The 16,736-nt window shown below is 41.7% G+C and carries 19 protein-coding genes; 8 read left to right on the plus strand and 11 right to left on the minus strand.

The genetic code is table 11. The features are described 5' to 3' along the window. Positions 1–25: 25 nt before the first annotated feature. The 6 genes from A0128_RS04535 to A0128_RS04560 all read right to left on the minus strand — a co-directional run bounded on the left by A0128_RS04535 (position 26) and on the right by A0128_RS04560 (position 5,056). Complete coding sequence (locus tag A0128_RS04535; RefSeq protein ID WP_069606428.1) at positions 26–421, minus strand: cytochrome c maturation protein CcmE domain-containing protein; 396 nt, start codon at positions 419–421, stop codon at positions 26–28. Positions 422–523: 102 nt separating this feature from the next. Continuing rightward, on the minus strand, positions 524–1,294 hold the full coding sequence (locus A0128_RS04540; protein WP_069606429.1) for a YdcF family protein: 771 nt from the start codon (positions 1,292–1,294) through the stop codon (positions 524–526). Between the two features lie 132 nt (positions 1,295–1,426). Further along, the gene (locus A0128_RS04545; RefSeq protein WP_069606430.1) at positions 1,427–1,606 is read right to left on the minus strand and encodes a tautomerase family protein; all 180 of its coding nucleotides are present in this window, start codon (positions 1,604–1,606) and stop codon (positions 1,427–1,429) included. A gap of 352 nt (positions 1,607–1,958) precedes the next feature. Then, entirely contained in the window at positions 1,959–2,333 is a 375-nt protein-coding gene (locus tag A0128_RS04550; protein ID WP_069606431.1) for a hypothetical protein, read from the minus strand. Between the two features lie 10 nt (positions 2,334–2,343). Continuing rightward, a complete protein-coding gene (locus A0128_RS04555) occupies positions 2,344–4,677 on the minus strand; it encodes a TonB-dependent receptor (protein WP_069606432.1) in 2,334 nt (777 codons plus the stop codon). 46 nt (positions 4,678–4,723) lie between these two features. After that, positions 4,724–5,056, minus strand: coding sequence for an LIC10965 family protein (locus tag A0128_RS04560; RefSeq protein WP_069606433.1), 333 nt, complete (start codon positions 5,054–5,056; stop codon positions 4,724–4,726). 152 nt (positions 5,057–5,208) lie between these two features. On the opposite strand from A0128_RS04560, the gene A0128_RS04565 reads away from it, so the two are divergent. Both A0128_RS04565 and A0128_RS04570 read left to right on the plus strand, forming a co-directional pair. Next, positions 5,209–5,424: a hypothetical protein gene (locus tag A0128_RS04565; protein ID WP_069606434.1), complete on the plus strand. Its 216-nt coding sequence runs from the start codon at positions 5,209–5,211 to the stop codon at positions 5,422–5,424. A gap of 107 nt (positions 5,425–5,531) precedes the next feature. Continuing rightward, on the plus strand, positions 5,532–5,840 hold the full coding sequence (locus A0128_RS04570) for a DUF1272 domain-containing protein (RefSeq protein ID WP_069606435.1): 309 nt from the start codon (positions 5,532–5,534) through the stop codon (positions 5,838–5,840). 5 nt (positions 5,841–5,845) lie between these two features. On the opposite strand, the gene rsx is transcribed toward A0128_RS04570, so the two are convergent. Together rsx and A0128_RS04580 are read right to left on the minus strand one after the other, a co-directional pair. Next, the gene (gene rsx, locus A0128_RS04575) at positions 5,846–6,901 is read right to left on the minus strand and encodes an LIMLP_03685 family anti-sigma factor (protein WP_069606436.1); all 1,056 of its coding nucleotides are present in this window, start codon (positions 6,899–6,901) and stop codon (positions 5,846–5,848) included. Beyond that, positions 6,898–7,446 (minus strand): RNA polymerase sigma factor, encoded by a 549-nt coding sequence (locus A0128_RS04580; protein ID WP_156781768.1) that lies wholly within the window; start codon positions 7,444–7,446, stop codon positions 6,898–6,900. The genes rsx and A0128_RS04580 overlap by 4 nt, the downstream gene beginning before the upstream one ends. 43 nt (positions 7,447–7,489) lie before the next feature. Here A0128_RS04580 and A0128_RS22200 point away from each other — a divergent pair, with 43 nt between their 5' ends. Both A0128_RS22200 and srp read left to right on the plus strand, forming a co-directional pair. Then, positions 7,490–8,431 (plus strand): hypothetical protein, encoded by a 942-nt coding sequence (locus A0128_RS22200; RefSeq protein WP_069606438.1) that lies wholly within the window; start codon positions 7,490–7,492, stop codon positions 8,429–8,431. A 421-nt stretch (positions 8,432–8,852) separates the two neighbouring features. Then, a complete protein-coding gene (gene srp / locus A0128_RS04590) occupies positions 8,853–9,578 on the plus strand; it encodes a sigma factor SigX-regulated lipoprotein (RefSeq protein ID WP_069606439.1) in 726 nt (241 codons plus the stop codon). A gap of 61 nt (positions 9,579–9,639) precedes the next feature. On the opposite strand, the gene A0128_RS04595 is transcribed toward srp, so the two are convergent. Then, complete coding sequence (locus A0128_RS04595; RefSeq protein ID WP_069606440.1) at positions 9,640–10,476, minus strand: alpha/beta fold hydrolase; 837 nt, start codon at positions 10,474–10,476, stop codon at positions 9,640–9,642. Positions 10,477–10,552: 76 nt separating this feature from the next. Here A0128_RS04595 and A0128_RS04600 point away from each other — a divergent pair, with 76 nt between their 5' ends. Next, positions 10,553–10,939 (plus strand): DMT family transporter, encoded by a 387-nt coding sequence (locus A0128_RS04600; protein WP_069609113.1) that lies wholly within the window; start codon positions 10,553–10,555, stop codon positions 10,937–10,939. Positions 10,940–11,162: 223 nt separating this feature from the next. On the opposite strand, the gene A0128_RS04605 is transcribed toward A0128_RS04600, so the two are convergent. Further along, positions 11,163–12,239, minus strand: coding sequence for an NHL repeat-containing protein (locus tag A0128_RS04605; protein WP_069609114.1), 1,077 nt, complete (start codon positions 12,237–12,239; stop codon positions 11,163–11,165). Positions 12,240–12,478: 239 nt separating this feature from the next. On the opposite strand from A0128_RS04605, the gene A0128_RS04610 reads away from it, so the two are divergent. Further along, on the plus strand, positions 12,479–13,651 hold the full coding sequence (locus A0128_RS04610; RefSeq protein ID WP_069606441.1) for a CaiB/BaiF CoA transferase family protein: 1,173 nt from the start codon (positions 12,479–12,481) through the stop codon (positions 13,649–13,651). 278 nt (positions 13,652–13,929) lie between these two features. Then, complete coding sequence (locus A0128_RS04615) at positions 13,930–15,093, plus strand: acyl-CoA dehydrogenase family protein (protein ID WP_069606442.1); 1,164 nt, start codon at positions 13,930–13,932, stop codon at positions 15,091–15,093. A gap of 67 nt (positions 15,094–15,160) precedes the next feature. On the opposite strand, the gene A0128_RS04620 is transcribed toward A0128_RS04615, so the two are convergent. Continuing rightward, positions 15,161–15,982 carry a helix-turn-helix domain-containing protein gene (locus A0128_RS04620; RefSeq protein ID WP_069606443.1) on the minus strand — a complete coding sequence of 274 codons (822 nt, stop codon included), beginning with the start codon at positions 15,980–15,982 and terminating at the stop codon, positions 15,161–15,163. A gap of 143 nt (positions 15,983–16,125) precedes the next feature. Here A0128_RS04620 and A0128_RS04625 point away from each other — a divergent pair, with 143 nt between their 5' ends. After that, positions 16,126–16,656 (plus strand): carboxymuconolactone decarboxylase family protein, encoded by a 531-nt coding sequence (locus A0128_RS04625; RefSeq protein WP_069606444.1) that lies wholly within the window; start codon positions 16,126–16,128, stop codon positions 16,654–16,656. Positions 16,657–16,736: the final 80 nt, after the last annotated feature.

Below are 16,736 nucleotides of genomic sequence, written 5' to 3' on the forward strand. Positions count from 1 at the left end.
CCTTTCGTTTTTAGGCGATAGAAATTTATTTATTTTCTTCCGAATAATCGGCTTCGTATTTGGAAGCACACTTTGCTTCCACGTGATCGGAAACAAGAACTCCGTCCTTCATATAACCGTCGACTCTTGCTCTTGTTCCTTCTTTAAATGCGTCCGGAAGAAGAGTTTCTCCGGTGAAAAAAACCGGGATTTCCTTATCGTTAAATTCTAAGATAAACTTTGCGGTTTTACCTTCGCGAACCACCGTCCCTAATTTTACAAAACCTCTGACCCTTAAGAGATCGTCTTGGTAACGAGCGGGAGAAGCTGCCAATTCGGAAGCGTCCAGAAGCGTATATGAAGTTTCCTTGGATGAGAAATAAGCGATGGAGCCGAGGGAAAGAAGAATGATCCCGGCGAGGACCGTAAATTTGATATTCATCGTTAAAAGTTCCGATCTAGTTTCTGTTTTAGACCATGAAATCAAAGATAACGGAAGGAGAAAAGTGGAAATATCGACATTTTACTCCATTCCAAACGTCTTTCAAGAGTTTCGAATCTTTTGAACGAGAATTCCGATCCATTCCTTGATCGAGATCGTTGAGTTTTCGAGACAGAATGTGGAAGGAAAGAAGTTGTCCAAGGTAAGGACCGACTTTTGAGCTCGAAAATCCGTGGGGAAGGGAATGATCGTGAGCCCCTTGTTTTGAAAGTTTTCCACGGATCGTTTCATGTGGAAGGAAGACGTCACAAGAATGATCGACTTCCAACCGCGTTCATTGAGTAACTCCGTCGTAAAGGCGACGTTCTCTGCGGTGTTTCTGCTTTTGGATTCTAAGATGAGAGAAGACTCGGGTATTCCGAGTTGTCTTAAGAATCTGCCGGCCGGTTCCGATTCGGGAACTTCTTGATAAAAAAGATTTCCGGAACCGCCCGAAAAAAGAATTCGAGGCGCCTTCTTTGCCTGATAGAGCCGAATCGTTTCCGTAAGTCTTTCCGCGGTGTTGTTCAATTCCACCGGCTCGTCGTGACGACTCAGCGTGGACACCATTCCGCCTAACACCAAAATGACGTCCGCCTTTGGGACGACGCTAACGGAAACGGGTGGATAATAAATTTCCAAAGATTGAATGAGTTTTTGAGAGACGGTGCTCGTGGAAAGAATCCAGAGAAAAAGGACCGGAATCAAAATGGAAATTTTTTCTTTCCATCGTTTGAGTTTGAACCCGACAAACAACAGAACTAAGAGAACTAAAGGAAGAGGAAATAGGACGAGCGTTACAAGTTTGGAAATGGAGAATAGGATTGTAGACATAGATTTTTAGCGCGGACTTTGAAGTCGCGCTCTCCTGATTTTACGAAAAAAAAATCGAGTTCTTTCAAAAAAACTCAAAAATTAAATTCTGAAAATTATACCTTTCAGCACAAAAAAGAATTCAGTGGAACTTTACTCGAGGAGTTTTCCGCCCTTTGCCCAGTTTTCTCTGGAAACTTCGTCGATCACGATGTACGTAACTTCGGGAGGTTTTCCCGCGACTCTTTCGAGGGTCTCGGTGAATTCTTTTACGATTTCCTCTTTTTGTTTTCGGGTAAGGGGGCCGGCGACTTGCAGATTAACATATGGCATAACGTAAGAATCACTCCAGATCTATTTTGATTTCATTCCTTCATCGGGCTTGGATTTGTAAACAGGTTTTCCTGATCTGAGATGGAATTGAAAACTTCGCAAAGAAAGAATGGATTAGGAACGAATATTTCGGTTAAAAGGAATTGGATTTTTATAATCAGAGCTGTCATGCGGCCGGTTATTCGGAGGACGGATCTGATCATCCATACATTCTCCGGAAAACCGGTCGTGCATTTTGAAAGGGAATATCTTTATTCTTTTTCGGACTTTAAATCGAAGATACTTTATGAATTTTGAATGTAATTTTAGATTTTAGAAACAGGGAACCGAAGGTTCCCGAAACATTCCTTTCTCAAACCCCGTCCGGGGTAAACGCGGCTCTATAAGCTTCGGGAGGACAGGTGAGATACGTGCAGGACTTGGCCCCGGTTTGCTCCGGATCTTCCGTCCAGATTCCCTTAGTTGTCAAATCATCGCAGGATACTTTGACCGAATTTGATTTTTTGCGCCCACTCGAATAACCCTGACAACTCCAGACTGGAATTTGTTTATAACAGCTGCAATTCCCTTGAAAGGCTTGTGTGTCCGTGCAATAGATACAATCCGCTTTTGTTTCATTGAAAGCGCCCGCAAGCAGACGAGAGACTTGGTCTCTGTCGTATTCGTCCTTATCTTTTTGGCAAAAAAGAATCGGAATGATTAAGAAGAATAGAATGTATTTTTTCATGATTGTATTCCTATTGAATAAGAGTAAAGGGAAAGGAAATTTTTAGGATCGCATTGACTCCCGGATTGAGGGCGTAGTCTTTGTAACGGCTCAAGTGATCTACATAAGAAACATTGAATGCGTTTTGAACGCTAAAATCCAAGGTCGGTTTGGAAGTCCCGTCTCCGAAGTAGGGCAATTCAAAACCTAACCCGATGTCCGTTAGGTTATAACCCTTGGTCGGAGTTTCTTTCGGATCCACACGGTATTGAGAATCGTAAAATCTTCCGTTGACGGAAAGATAGAAATTCTTCATGCCTAAAAAAGAATCTTCGGTCCATCGAAGTCCCGCGCGCGCACGATTTGGAGTCGTTCTGGGAAGCGGATTTGTATCGTTCTGATTTCTTGCGTAGACGATATCGATTCCGCCTGAAAAAACTAATTTCCGAGTCAATTCCGCTTGGATGGAGAATTCGCCGCCCCGTAACACGGCGTCCCCCTGTTTGTATTTGTATTTCGGAAGATTGGACTCCGCGTCTATTTCCGCAATGCTCGCGGCATATATAAAATTTTGAATGTGATTTTGAAAAACGCTGATTTCGGTTTGGATTCGCGAAGACGCGTATCTCAGAGAGAAATCCATATTATTTGAATATTCAGGTTTTAGAGTATCTTTTCCGATTTCGAATTTCCCAGTTCCTTCGTGTACTCCGTTGGAGAGAAGTTCAAACGGAGTAGGGGCTCGAAATCCTCTTCCGTAATTGAGAATCGAAGAAAACGATTTGTTGATTCTCCATACAAGACCGGCCGAACCCGTTGTCGCATAATAATTTTTAGTTTGTTCGAGCACTCCCAAGATCGCGTTGTTTCTGATGTCGGTGGCTCTTTTGTCTCCTCTTACTCCGGCGCTCAGAGTTAACGAACCCAATTTCAATTCTTCCAAAAAGAAACCTGCTAAGTTTACGATTCCGTAAGACGGGATCAGCGGTTCCGAGCCGATCGTCTTATTGGTTTGTTGCAGACCGGAAACTCCTATGGTTCCTTTTAGAATACCAAACATCGGCTTGTGATGAAATTTGGCATCGGCCGTGGCGGTATCTAAGAATAGATTCAAACCTTGATTCTTATCTCGAGCGGTGACTTGATAGTATTGAAACGCTTTGTCAAAATTGTCGATTGAATCGTCGAGAAGTGTTTCCTTGATCGGAAGAAGTCTATTCTTTGATTGAATTTCTCTTCGATTGTTTCTCTGATAAGAGACGTCCAATTCCAAATTGCCCGCGGGCAAAATAAAAAAAGAATGAAAATGGGATTTCTCGTGTTTTAATTTTTGAAAGATCGTCGCTCCTGGATTTTCATTCGGATTGTCGAAAAGATCCTGAGTTTGTTCCCTCTGAAAGGAATCGATATAAAAGTTTCCCCATTTCCCGTCCAAGCCTATGGATGCGCTTTTGTTTTTTTCGATCATGCCCGTATTCGGAATGGTTCCGTTTGGAGTCGTGATTCTTCCAGCCTTACGAGTGTTCGCGCTCGCGCGATAACCGAAACCGTCGATATTGCCGAAGACCGCAAAATTTCCCGCGTCTTGTTTGTTGTTGGAATAGCTGTTGGAATTGAAGATTCCAGCCATCTTGGGAACTCCTTCTCCCGAAAGAGGGGCCTTGTCTCTGATCACGTTTACGACGCCGCCTAACGCGTCGGAGCCGTATAGCAGACTACCTGGTCCGCGAATGATTTCAATTTTTTGAATATTAAAAGCGTCTAATTCTACGGTGTGATCGTCTCCGAATTGTTGTTCTTCCTGTCTGATTCCGTCGGTCATCACGAGAACTCTTTGCCCAGTCAAACCTCGGATGATCGGCTTCGAGGTTCCCGCTCCCGTAGTCAAATTGGAGACGCCGGGAGTGTTATTGATCGCGGACATCGCGTTTTCACCTCTTTGTCTGTCGAGTTGTCTTCCGGTTAAAACCGTGATCGGCTGCGGCGAAGTTAGGAAGTCCGAGATCGTAGATTTTGCGGTTACGTTGATCGAAGAATCGTCCAAAGAACTTTTAATCAGAATAAACTGAATTTTTTCGTCCCTTTCTCCGACGATTGCTGAAATCGTTTCCGACTGAAAACCCCTCGAGCTCGCAAAAAAAGTATATTTGCCCGGCGTAACGTGGTCCAAAACGAACTCGCCTTTTTCGTCGGTCATCGCGCTCTTTCTGGATTCTTGAATTAGAATCCTTGCGTTGGGAATAGGGTTTCCCTCCTTATCCTTTACCGTCCCCGATAAAATTACGTCCAAAGCATAAACGGAAAAAGGTGAAATAAAAATAAATAATAAGAATATTCTAAAATAATAATATAATGGCTTTCTCAAGCGACATCTCCCGGACAAAAGTCCTCAATCAATCGAAACGGCGGTTTTAGATCGTGAAAAGGAGAGGAGGTGCGCGGCCGAGTTGAATCTGATATACGGTAAGAGAAACGATAAGAACGTTCGAAGAAGTGATGTTTTCTTTTACGAGAAGTAACGAAGAGTTTCGAACGAGAAAATCCGGATTCCACAGAGAAGAAACATTTCTTTGGAACTGACAAATAGGACAAGGTGGAGAGTGTTTGACGTCTTCTTGAGAAGCATAAGTAGAATGGGAAGCTGCTGTGCGAAATTCTTTCTCCGAGTGAGTATGGATCTCCCTGCCCATCCAACCGACGAGTAGAAGTAAAAGAATTGCGACTTTAAGGCGTTTTAACAACATTCACTCAATAATTGCTAATGATAAACCAATATTAATAGTGCGTCTTAGAATGGAAACTAAAAAATCAAAGAAATTTATATCGTTTTCATAACTTTGAAGCGACGTCCCGTTCCGACTCCTATTTCCTAAAGGAAAACCGACGGAAGGAAATTATGCACGAAGAGAACATTGAGCTCATTCAAAGTCTTATAACAAAGAAAGGCGACCCCAACACACTTCTCTCTTTTATATGCGATACGGTGGATGCAATGAGATCGGATATTCAAGGGATCGAGGTTACGCCAGAATTTTATCAAGCGACAAGTAAGATTCTGGAATCTTTGAAGATCTTGGATCGGGAAATCTCCGCAGGATCCAAGGAAAATTAATACGAAGTCAAGTCTTCGTTTAACAACGTTAAGAAATTATTTTTTGTCGTTGATTCCGTCCGGAAAAAAATAGTTTATCTCTCCTCTTCGGCATTGAAATTTGCCTCATGTTAGAATTGAGACCGATTTGTGAAAATTGCGAAAAGCCGCTGCCACCGGAATCAACCGAGGCGGTCATTTGTTCCTTCGAGTGTACGTTTTGCGTTTCTTGCTACGAGAAATTTCTTTCCAACATCTGTCCTAATTGCGGAGGGAACTTTGTTCCGCGTCCCATCCGTCCAAAGACTAACTGGAAAGGGGATAACTATCTCGGAAAATATCCGGCGAGTAAGAAAATAAAATTTCGGCCGATCGATCCCGTTGAGCACGCGGCCTTTGCAAAAAAAATGTCTCAGATACCTCCGAACGAAAGATAAGGAACTTATTTTCTCAGAGTTGAAATTTCCGAGATCGAAGTTTTTGGCATTCGGATCAAACCGGAATCGATCGTTTGGATCGAGTAGAAGTCGCCGATTTCGATTAAGTATCCTTCTTGAACGGTTCCATTCTTCAACATGATTTGAACGTAGGGACGGTTGGACCATTTTTCTCTTTCATGAACGGTCTCGATAGATTTTATGTCTTCCGTTTTGTATCCGATAAAATCCTTACTTTCCCGGATTTGTTTCATCGAATCAAACTGAGTTTGCAAAATCGATTCTTCCTTTGCGGAGATCGAATTGATTTGAATCCGTAGTTCATCCGGTTTCGAGGTTTCGTTCCAGTCGGCGGTTTCGGCTATGGAACCGCTTTTGACCAAAATGGATTTTGTCTCCTCGGTGGCGCCTAACGCTTCGACTTGAATCGAGCCTTCGATTAAAAAAATTCTTTCCTTATCCTTATTGGCGGTGATAAACAAGGACGTGCCAAGTAGAATCGAACGTATGTGAGGACTGTTTGCCTCGACGACGATCCCTTCTTTTTTGTGAACGGAAGAAAGTAGGATCGAACCTTCTTGGATATTGATTCTTAAATTGTTAGGACTCGTTTCCGTAATAAATCGAGTATTCGGAAAGATACGAATCGAAAAAGTCCCCATTCCTTCTAAGATCAAGTCACAATAAGAATTTTCTTTGGTTTGATATCCGATCCAGTGATCGGAAGATTCGTTTTGCTCGCAAACTCCGTGAGAAACCTTTAGATTTCCCGCGACTTTGTAAGAATCGTTTGTTATTTTATAAAAATAGAATATTCCAAAAACGATAAGAATAGAGGCCGCCGCCAAGAAAAAAGCTCCCGTCCGTTTCCAGGGAATGACGAAAGATTTGGGTGCGACCGTAAAATCTTCCGGTTTGAGAGAACTCAATAGAGATTTCATTCGAATGATTTCAAAGTATTCTCTTTGTAATATCGGGTCTTTCATGAGTTCGGCAAATTCTTCTTTTGAAGTTTTTGGATCCAGGGCGCGAAGTAGACTTTGTTTGGGATCTTCTTTCATCCTTGCGCTCCTTCCAACCAGCTTTTATCAATTCCTAATGATTTTAATTCTTCTTTCAGTAAGGATAACGCTGATACTAATCTTCTACTGACCGTTCTTTGTGCGATTCCGGTTTGAAGCGACGTTTCCGCGATTGATTTACCGTGAATACAATGAAGAATAACAATCGACTTCTCGGGCTCTTTCAGCAAATGAATCGATTTTGTCAGCTTCTCCATTAGAATTCTTTCTTCCTCTCGTTTGTATGTTGAAGAATCATAAGAAGAAACTAAATTTTCCCAAGATGAATATTCGATGATATTCTTCTCTTTATTATTTCTTCTAAAAAGATCGGTCAATTCGTTCCTAGCAATCGCATAGACCCATGTGTTTTCGGATCCTTTATTCGGATCAAACTTTTCTCGATTATTATAAACCTTTATAAAAGTTTCTTGGCAAAGTTCTTCCGCTGTCTCTGTTGTTATACCAGACTTAAGAAAGAAAAACTTGAGTTTATTGTAATAACTCTTATAAAGGTATTCTACGTTGTTTAAACTTTCACTCATTCGAGGGGAAACGCTTCTAAATATTCTTACGTATGGAGAATCGATGTTCGCCAAAGTTTTTATTTTTTTTTATGAAGTAAGATTCTATCTGACTCCAATTAGCTGTTTATTTCTTTTTTGTTTTCCTTTTATTTCTGAAATTCGCTCGGACGTTCTCGTTTTAAAGAACGGAGAACGGATCAAGGCGGATAACGTTAAGATGAAGAATGGCAATTTGGTTGAATTTCGAATCGGAAACGTGACGAAGGTCATAGAATTTTCAAAGGTAGACTCGATTCTTCCTGAGTTTTCTGTTTCTAAGAAACCAATCGCCAAGCCCAAGCCCGCGATTCCTGCTAATCCTTCCATTCCAAATGATTCGAAAATACCCTCGGAGCCCGAAGTGAAAACGGAGACAGTGGAAGTGATTCCGGAAACTACGCTTAAAGTTGATTTAACACCGCTTTCGGAACCTGAGAAAAAAGTAGAGAAGGTGGATAAGGAAGAGACTCCTTTTTTTCAATTCAGAACCTCGCGTACCTTACAAGCCCTCGTTCCGGGTTGGTCTCCTTTGTTGCTCGCGGACGATCGTAAAGCGCAGATGACGGGAGGGATTCTTGCATTATCCGAGCTTTATGTTTTGTATCGAGGACTTGAGTTCTTCGCTAAACCGGAGAAATTCTTCAATCCGCCCTCCGCAGTTTCCGAGGAAAGTTTCATTCCGTACTTCTTTAGTGTCGCCTCGAGTTCCCAGAATGGCGGCTTGGGAATCGCATATTTTTTTTTGAACGAAAACAAGTACGTTGTTACTGACAAAGGACACCTGATGGAGAAATCCGATTTCTATTCTCAGAGGGAGTTTTATGGAATCGCGTTATTCTCCTTGATCGCAATCGATGTCTATTTGAGCAATACGGATCTCTACAGTGGAAATCTAAAGAGCGTTCGTTTTTCAACTTTGGATGGCGGGAGGGCTTCCTCACTTTCGGTCACTTGGGTTTTTTAGAAAAAAGTGGCACGATTACGGATCTTTTTCGTAGTAATCAGTATATGATTATAAAAAATTCCTTATTGAGCCCGTTAAGAATTTATATTATTACCGTGGTTGTCATTTTCGGAAGCATTTACTTTTTTCGTTCTTGAACTTTGTAATTTTACTTTTTTGTTTCCGCCGTCTTCTTTCTCACCCGTTTACTTCGTTTAACAATTTTTATATTCTTTAATGCTGCCGCCCTTTAATCTTCAGATAGATTACATCGAATATTTTTTCTAACTCCTTTCGGAAACGTTATCTTCCATCGACTTTGAAATAATTATTTTCCGAACTTTATTTTAGAAAGATGGATATTCGGAATTTCTTAAAAAAATGGCGAAGTGAAAAGCAAGCTCCGTAGTAATTCACAGATTTACATAAAGGAGAATCGATTATGAATCGTATCAAATTCGTTTTGGTAATTGTAACGCTCGTAGGAATGGTTGGCTGCGGACAAGGGAATAAGGATAATAATAAGGAAATTGCTGCTCTTGCGGTTTTAATACAAACAGGTGCGGAACAAAAGACGCACGATCAAGTGAGAAAATTGTTTTCAGCTTTATATCCCGTTCCGGCTGACGCTTCGAATTCTTCTGCGAGAAGTCTTGCGGACGTAGATCCTTCTTACAATCCATTTGCCGTCGCGGTGGCTCAGGCTTGCCAGTTGGGGGGGACACAATCAATCGATGGAACTATTACTGGTTCTGGTGGTGTTACGGATGCTGACAATCTAATATGGACTTATGATAATTGCAAAGAAAACACCGCAGGCGCAGCTGTCGACGCCAATGGAATTGCTATTCCAGTAGCCTTCATATATAACGGAACTTTAATTCGTTCTTTACATTGGAAAACGATTCAAACGATTTCCGGTAACAATCTAAAAAATGTAATTTCTGGAACTGATCGAATTCAATCTTCAAATTATTTTGTGAACGACGAGAAATTTCCGACTTTTGATATCACCTTTACCAGAATGGAATCGGAATACAACCAGACTGAATATTCTCCCGGAAAATTCAAAGGTGTTCTTAAGGAAAACGTCAACGTAAGTGGAACAATGGACGGAAAAACTGTGAATACAACTTTTCATTATACGATCTATTTTGGCGGAAAGTGAAAGGACTTTAGTACAGATGATCGGCTTGATTTAAAAACGATCCAGTCGATCGACATCATTTCTAAATCAACCCTGCAATTCGTTGCAGGGTTTTTTCTTTCTCCTCAAACGGAAAAAAATGGGTGCTTCCGGGCCAGATCTCCAGAGTGGAATTTTTATTTCCACGAATGATTCTTCTCGCGCCTTTCGGTGAACAGACTTCGTGAGGATCCGGAATCGTAAGATGAGTTTCTGTTTTGATTCTTCCATACTGAAAAAGACTTAGATAGCTGATCGAATCAAAGATCTTCGCTTCCAATTCAGGGACGCAGCGGAGAAGGGCCTCTCCTTTGGATCCGATACGAAAACAACTTTGTAGGTAATCTTCGTAGATCACGTTGTCCCATCGAGAAAAAGAAGGAGTTCTCTTGTAAATTTTACGGACCGTATCTATGTCTTTGAATTCCCTTCTTCTTTTGATCGCGACTTTCGCCATCGGATTGTGAAAAATCCAAGCGTAAGTTACTTTCATAAAATCTAATACGACTGGATCGTTTGCGATCACCTTTTTAAATCTTTCCGGAACCTTGTAAGATGCTAAAAGCAAACTTGCTCCTCCGAGAGAATGCCCGACTCCTATAAGATTGGAAAGATTTTCCAGCTTGATAAGAGCCAGGATTTGATCTCTAAAAAAATACCAATTCTTGAACCGCAAGGTCGATTGGGATTCTCCATGCCCTGAAAAGTCGAGTGCGAGAACTCGATGTGTTTTTGAAAGGGCTTCGATATAAAATTTATAGGTTAGGGCGCTGTATCCGTTCGCGTGACAGAGAAGAATCGTTTCTTTTGTTTTAGAATTAGGATCCGTATCGATATAGGAAAGATCGAGTCCTCGAAAGGAGAATGTTTTTCTAAGCATGTGGAAGAGATTTGACCTTGATCTTTCCAACTCCTGCGGTGAAGTGGTTTTCGTAAAGCCAAAACCGGAGCCTTCTATGCAGATTCAAGTCCTTCTCGTCTTTATCATTGCTCTTGCTTTTAACGCATTGGCCAATATTCTCATTAAAGCGAGTTCTTTAGGCGACGAGGCTTCGAAACCGGAAGGAATCCAAGGAATTTTGCAAGTCATCTTCAATCCGATCTTTATCGGTGGTCTTGCTTCCTTCGGTTTGGCCCTTCTTGGTTATCGATTTGTTTTGGGAAAAGGTCTCAAACTTTCTCTTGCTTATCCCGTCTTTACGAGCGCCGGTTTTATCATCGTCTTAATCGTTTCTTCTTTTGCATTCAAAGAACGACTGACTTGGACTCAGTGGGCCGGTATCGTTCTCATTCTCGCGGGAGTTTGGCTCTGCGCGGCGAACATGTTCGAAGCGAAGTCTTGATCTGAATTCTTTTCTCTTGTTAAAGGGAATCAAATTCTTCCTCTTCTTTCTCTAACGTTAAAAAAATAAAAACTCAAGGGCTGAATGGATGCGATACGGACATTGAGCTTTTATTAAAAAGAATGAAAAAGAATTTTATCGAATGATGAACTGAACGTGGAAACCTTCGTGTTGAAACGTAAGAAGTCATCGGTCTAAGGTTTTTTTACTTCGCTTAACAATCCTATTGAAACTTTACTTGAAAGATCTGATTTGCAGTACTGTCGGCAACGAGTAATCTTTGATTGAGGCAATCGACCTTTACGACACCGATCGCACCGAAAGTATGGGAAATCGTTGTAACCTTGAAGGAAGGATCTACGATTCTTATAACGTTGGAACCGGAATCGGAAATAAACATATAACCTCCGTTATCAAGAGATATATACACCGGCCCGTTGAACGAAGCTCCCAAACCTATCCCGTCCACACTCGCACCCGTTCCGGTTCCCATCAGAGTCGAAACGATTTGATTTTTGAAATCCACTTGTCTGATCCTATGATCTTGAATATCCGCAACTAAAAGAATATCATCGTTTCGATCATAGGCGATTCCAATTGGAGATTTGAATTGAGCGGTCGAGACGTTTCCGTCCAAGTAACCCAGGGTTCCGCCGGAAAGAGTGCTTACGTTTCCAAAATTCAAATTGATTTTTCGAACGTCGTGATTCGTCAGCTCCCCGACGTATAAGTTGTGTTCTCGATCAAAGTCCATAAAGAAAGGCCCGTCGAACAATGAAGTCGATCGATCTCCGTTTTGAATTCCGGAAGTTCCGACCGGGCTTCCCGCATACAAAGAGAATTGTTCGCTGGAATCGATCTTATAGATCTGCCCGTTGCCTTTGCAAGTAACGTATTTATCGCCGTTCAGCGAATCAAACTTAATCCCCGAAGGATTGACTAACGTAAAGCCTGTGCTGTTCAGAGTTGTAACGTTTCCCGAGGAATCGATCTTACGAATCAGATTTGCGGTCTGATCGGAGACGTAAATGTTTCCGATCAAATCCACTTCGATTCCTACCGGTCCTAAAAAGGAAGCCTTGGATATATGCCCGTCCACACTCGCCCCGGCGCCGGTTCCTGCGAAAAGACTTACCACGGGATTGTTTGTCACCTTGAGTTTGCAGGAAAGGCAATCCTTCAGAATACAATCTAAGAACGTACTCTCATACCAGGCCTGGCTCATAAGAACGCTCGGATTATAAATCGATTGTTTTGAACAAAAAAGGAGAAGGGGCAGCAAGATTAGAATTTTATACATCGTTTTTTCCAGGCCAATCGCAAATATATCGGATGGAGCGGAAGATTCCAGCAATTTATTTCCAAAGTTCAATCAAGAATGAGCTTCTCTTTTAGATCTAAGCTGAATTCTTAATTCGTTGCAAATCTTTCGGATTCCTCTTTTCAAACCAAAAGGTCCAAACGGAAGAAAAAAGGGTTTCTCTCTTGGAACTTTTTCCTTAGATGGGAATAGAATTTTTTTCAGAAGGAACGTTTAAAATGAACAAAGGTCCACTTTCGGGAGTAAAGGTTATCGACTTGAGCCTTCTTCTTCCCGGTCCTCTTTGCTCCATGTATTTGGGAGATATGGGCGCCGACGTAATCAAAATCGAAAATCCGAGAGCCATGGACGCGACCCGTGTTATGTTTAAAAAAGCTAACGGAGCTCCTTCTTTATTTTTGATGCTCAATCGAAATAAAAAAGCGATCACTCTCAATTTGAAAAAAGAGAAGTCGAAGGAAATCTTATTTAAATTATTAGAAAATGCTGATATACTCTTGGAAGGATTTCGTCCGGACGGTCTTTCCAAAATGGGCCTTGGTTACGAAGATCTCAAAGAACGTTTTCCAAGATTGATCTATTGTGGAATCTACGGATATGGAACGGAAGGGAAATACAGAGACTTTGCGGGACACGACGTAAATTATCTTTCTCTTTCGGGTGTTCTTTCTCAAACGGGGAAGACTCCGCAGATTCCGGGTTATCAACTCGCGGATATCGGAGGAGGAACGATGACGGCGCTTTCTTCCATTTTAGCCGCGCTCTATGCAAGAGAGAAGACGGGGAAAGGACAAAAGATTGCGATTTCTATGATGGATTCTTCTCTTCCTTTTCTTTCTCTCTATGGAGGAATTTTTTCGGCGACGGGGAAAAATCCGGAAGGGGGAAACGAACTCCTCTCAGGTAAATTACCAAATTATAATGTTTATGAGACCAAGGAAGGACGATGGGTCGCTCTCGGCGCGCTGGAAGATATGTTTTTTAAAACATTCTTACGTCAATCCGGTTTGGATAAACATCTGGAAGAATTCCCTGCGGAAGAGAAAAATTTTTCCAAGTGGAAAGAGATCCTGACTTCCTTCTTCAAATCCAAAACATATTCCGATCTCGATCCTCTTTTTGAAAATCAAGACTCTTGTTTGACTCCGGTAAAAACTTTGGAGGAAGTAAGCACGGATCCGGTCTTGAAAGAAAGAGGAATGATCTTGGATAAAAAACATCCTCAGTTCGGAGAATACTTTCAGTTCGGCGCTCCGTTTCCATTCTCCGCGACGCCGGTAACTTATCGTTTGGATCCTCCTTCTCATGGGGAACATAATTCTGAAATCTATAATTCTCTCGGCTATTCTCAAGACGAAATCGAAACGATGAAAAAGGAAAAAGTGATCTGAAATCGGTTTGAAACAATAGGGACATCGAAATATTTTTCCCAATCGATTCCTATAACTTTTAGAAACAGAACGTTCGTTCTTTGAGAATTGGGTTCACGGCTTGTTTTACGTTTCTATTTGAAAGTGAGAATTCTTCATTAGAAAATTCTTACTTTGGAATTGATAAAAACGGGAAAAACAAGTCTGAACTCGGTTTTTCACCCCATATTTTGGTTTGATCTAATCGCCCTGAAAAAAAAAGTAGGATCAGAACACTCTCGTAAGAAGGGAAAAAACCGATGTACCAGGAATATACCGAACAGCAGCTTGAAATCAGAGACCAGATCCGCAATTTCGTGAAAAAGGAAATCACTCACGAAGTGGCAATTCACTGGGACGAAGAAAATAAACATCCCGAAGAACTCATCAATCGTATGAGAAGAGAATTGGGAGTCAACGGTCTCACGATCCCTGAAGAATACGGTGGTTGGGGACTCGGTTCCGTAGAGCAGTGTCTCGTTACGGAAGAACTTTCCAGAGGATGCTTAGGTATCTCTCTTTGTTTCGGATATACCGGTCTTGGTATCCTTCCTATTCTTAAAGGCGCTTCTCACGAACAAAAGAAAAAATGGCTTCCTCCTGTTGTTGATGGAGAATTGGGTGTTTCCTTCTGCCTCTCCGAGCCTGGAGCCGGATCAGACGTTCCCGGTATGAGCACAACCGCCGTTAAAAAAGGCGACAAGTGGGTCATCAACGGAACCAAACAGTGGATCACCGGTGGTGGTAGCGCTGGAGCTTATACAGTATTTGCATATACCGATAAAGGAAGAGGAACCAGAGGAGTTAGCTGTTTCTACGTTAAAAGAGACACTCCCGGTTTGACCGTCGGTAAGAAAGAAGACAAACTCGGAATCCGCGCTTCCGATACTCGTCAGATCATCTTTGAAGATTGTGCCGTTGAAGAAGCGAACATGATCGGAAAAGAAAACTTAGGTTTTATTTACGCACTTCAAACTCTGAATGCTTCCCGTCCTTACGTTGCGGCGATGGGTGTCGGTGTGGCTCAAGCGGCTATCGACTACGCTTCTAAATACGCAAGACAAAGAGAGCAGTTCGGTTCTAAGATCTCCAGCTTTCAAGCGGTTCAACACATGCTCGCCGATATGTCTATCGGTCTTGAAACTTCTCGCCAAGTTACTTATCTTGCAGCAAGAATGTCTGACGCAGAAGATCCAAGACTTCCAAAGTATTCCGCAATTGCAAAAGCTCACGCTTCTGAAACTGCGATGAAATGCGCTCTGGACGCGGTTCAAATTTTCGGCGGATACGGTTACACGAAAGAATATCCCGTTGAAAAACTGATGAGAGACGCGAAGATCCTTTGTATTTTCGAAGGAACTACTCAGATTCAGAAAAACGAGATTGCGGCTTACGTGATCCGTGAGGCTGCTTCCGCGAAGTAAGTTCGAATTTCCGCGACGCGGAACTCAAATATAAAAAGGCGCCGGTCGTAAAGATCGAGCGCCTTTTTTATACAAATCGCAAAGCTAACATCTTTTGAAATTCTTCTTCGTTCTTGATATACCACCGTATCTTTCGATTCGGATCGAACATGTCAGTCGGTGAAAAACCGAACATCTTACGAAATGTGTTGGAGAAATGGGAAGAATCATAGAATCCCGCATTGACCGCAGCTTCGGTCACTGAAGACCCGTTTTTGATAAATAAGATCGCCGCTTTCAAACGAAACCAGGTGCGGAAAAATCGGATGGGAATTCCGACCTCTTCTTTAAAAAGATGTGCTAAACGAGAAGGGGAAAGGCCGATCTTTTCCGATAATTCTTCAATTGAAAAATTTTCATCGGGATTACTCAGGATCATTCGGATCACTTGTAACAGTCTCTGATCCCGTAGTTCAGTTTCCGTTTTGCGATTGAGAATGACTCGGATCATTTCGAGTCGTTCCGTGATTTGATTCTCATCTTCTATTGAGATTAAGTTTTCGATCGTTTCCAAAAGTTTTATTTCTTCTTTTAGATGAAGGCTCACTTTGTTTTTCTGCGGGACCGAATTTTCGTAGATGAAGTCTTGTATTTCGGAAGAATCCGGTTCGTAAAATAAAATGGCGCTATAGGTTCCTGAAAATCGAATCGCAGAAGGTGCTCCCGGCGGCGCCATCGCGGATCTACAACGAATCCATTTCGATCCGTTTTCACTGTGTTCAAATTCTCCGTCGATTCCAATACAAAGGGCATGAACCGCGTGCGTATGTAGGTCGATATCCGGAAGTCTTCCGGTGAATAAACCCTTATTGTCCCACAAATAAAGTAACGATTTGGAAAAATCGGTCATTGGGATCGATTCTTGTCGGATCGTAGAATATGCCAGAGAAAAAGGCGAACTTTCAGCAGGTTTTTCCTATTTCTTTCCTCTTAAGAGATGTATGCTTTGATCTACTTGATGTGCAAAATGTGTTTGAGATTTAAGGAGAAAGTATGCCCCGTTTAGAACCGATCGATCGTCCCGATACCTTGTTGATGAAAATTGTCTATTGGCTTTCAAAAAGAATCTATGGAAAAGTTTTGGCGGTGTTTAACGTTCTTTATGTTCGAAGTAGTCCTTTGCTTTTTGTCGCCACAAAAATCATTTCAATCGAGAAGAAACTTTCTCTGGCTTTCGAAACGAAATTTCAAATTCGCAGTTTTATTTCTTATCAAAATAAATGTGAATACTGTTCGAACCTCGCCGAATATACCGCAAAGAAAGAAAATATCGAATTTAAAAAAATCAAAGAACTAATGAATTTCAGGAATAGCAAATTATTTTCGAACAAAGAAAAGGCGCTCTTTGAATATTTGGAAGAGATTTGTTTTACGAGATTCGTAAAGGACCAAACATTTAACGAACTCAAAAATCATTTTACCGAAAAGGAAATCGTGGAGATCACTTGGCTTTCCGCAACCGAACACTATTTTAATTTGCTTGCGGAACCCCTCGGAATGAAATCGGACGAACTAAAGATATAAGGATTCGTCTTCATTCGAGGAAGTCGAAGTCCGAATCGATTTGATTTTTATCTTGTCTTTTCGTAAGTTAAGGAATGATT

The sequence above is a fragment of the Leptospira tipperaryensis genome (assembly GCF_001729245.1).
Lineage (GTDB): Bacteria > Spirochaetota > Leptospiria > Leptospirales > Leptospiraceae > Leptospira > Leptospira tipperaryensis.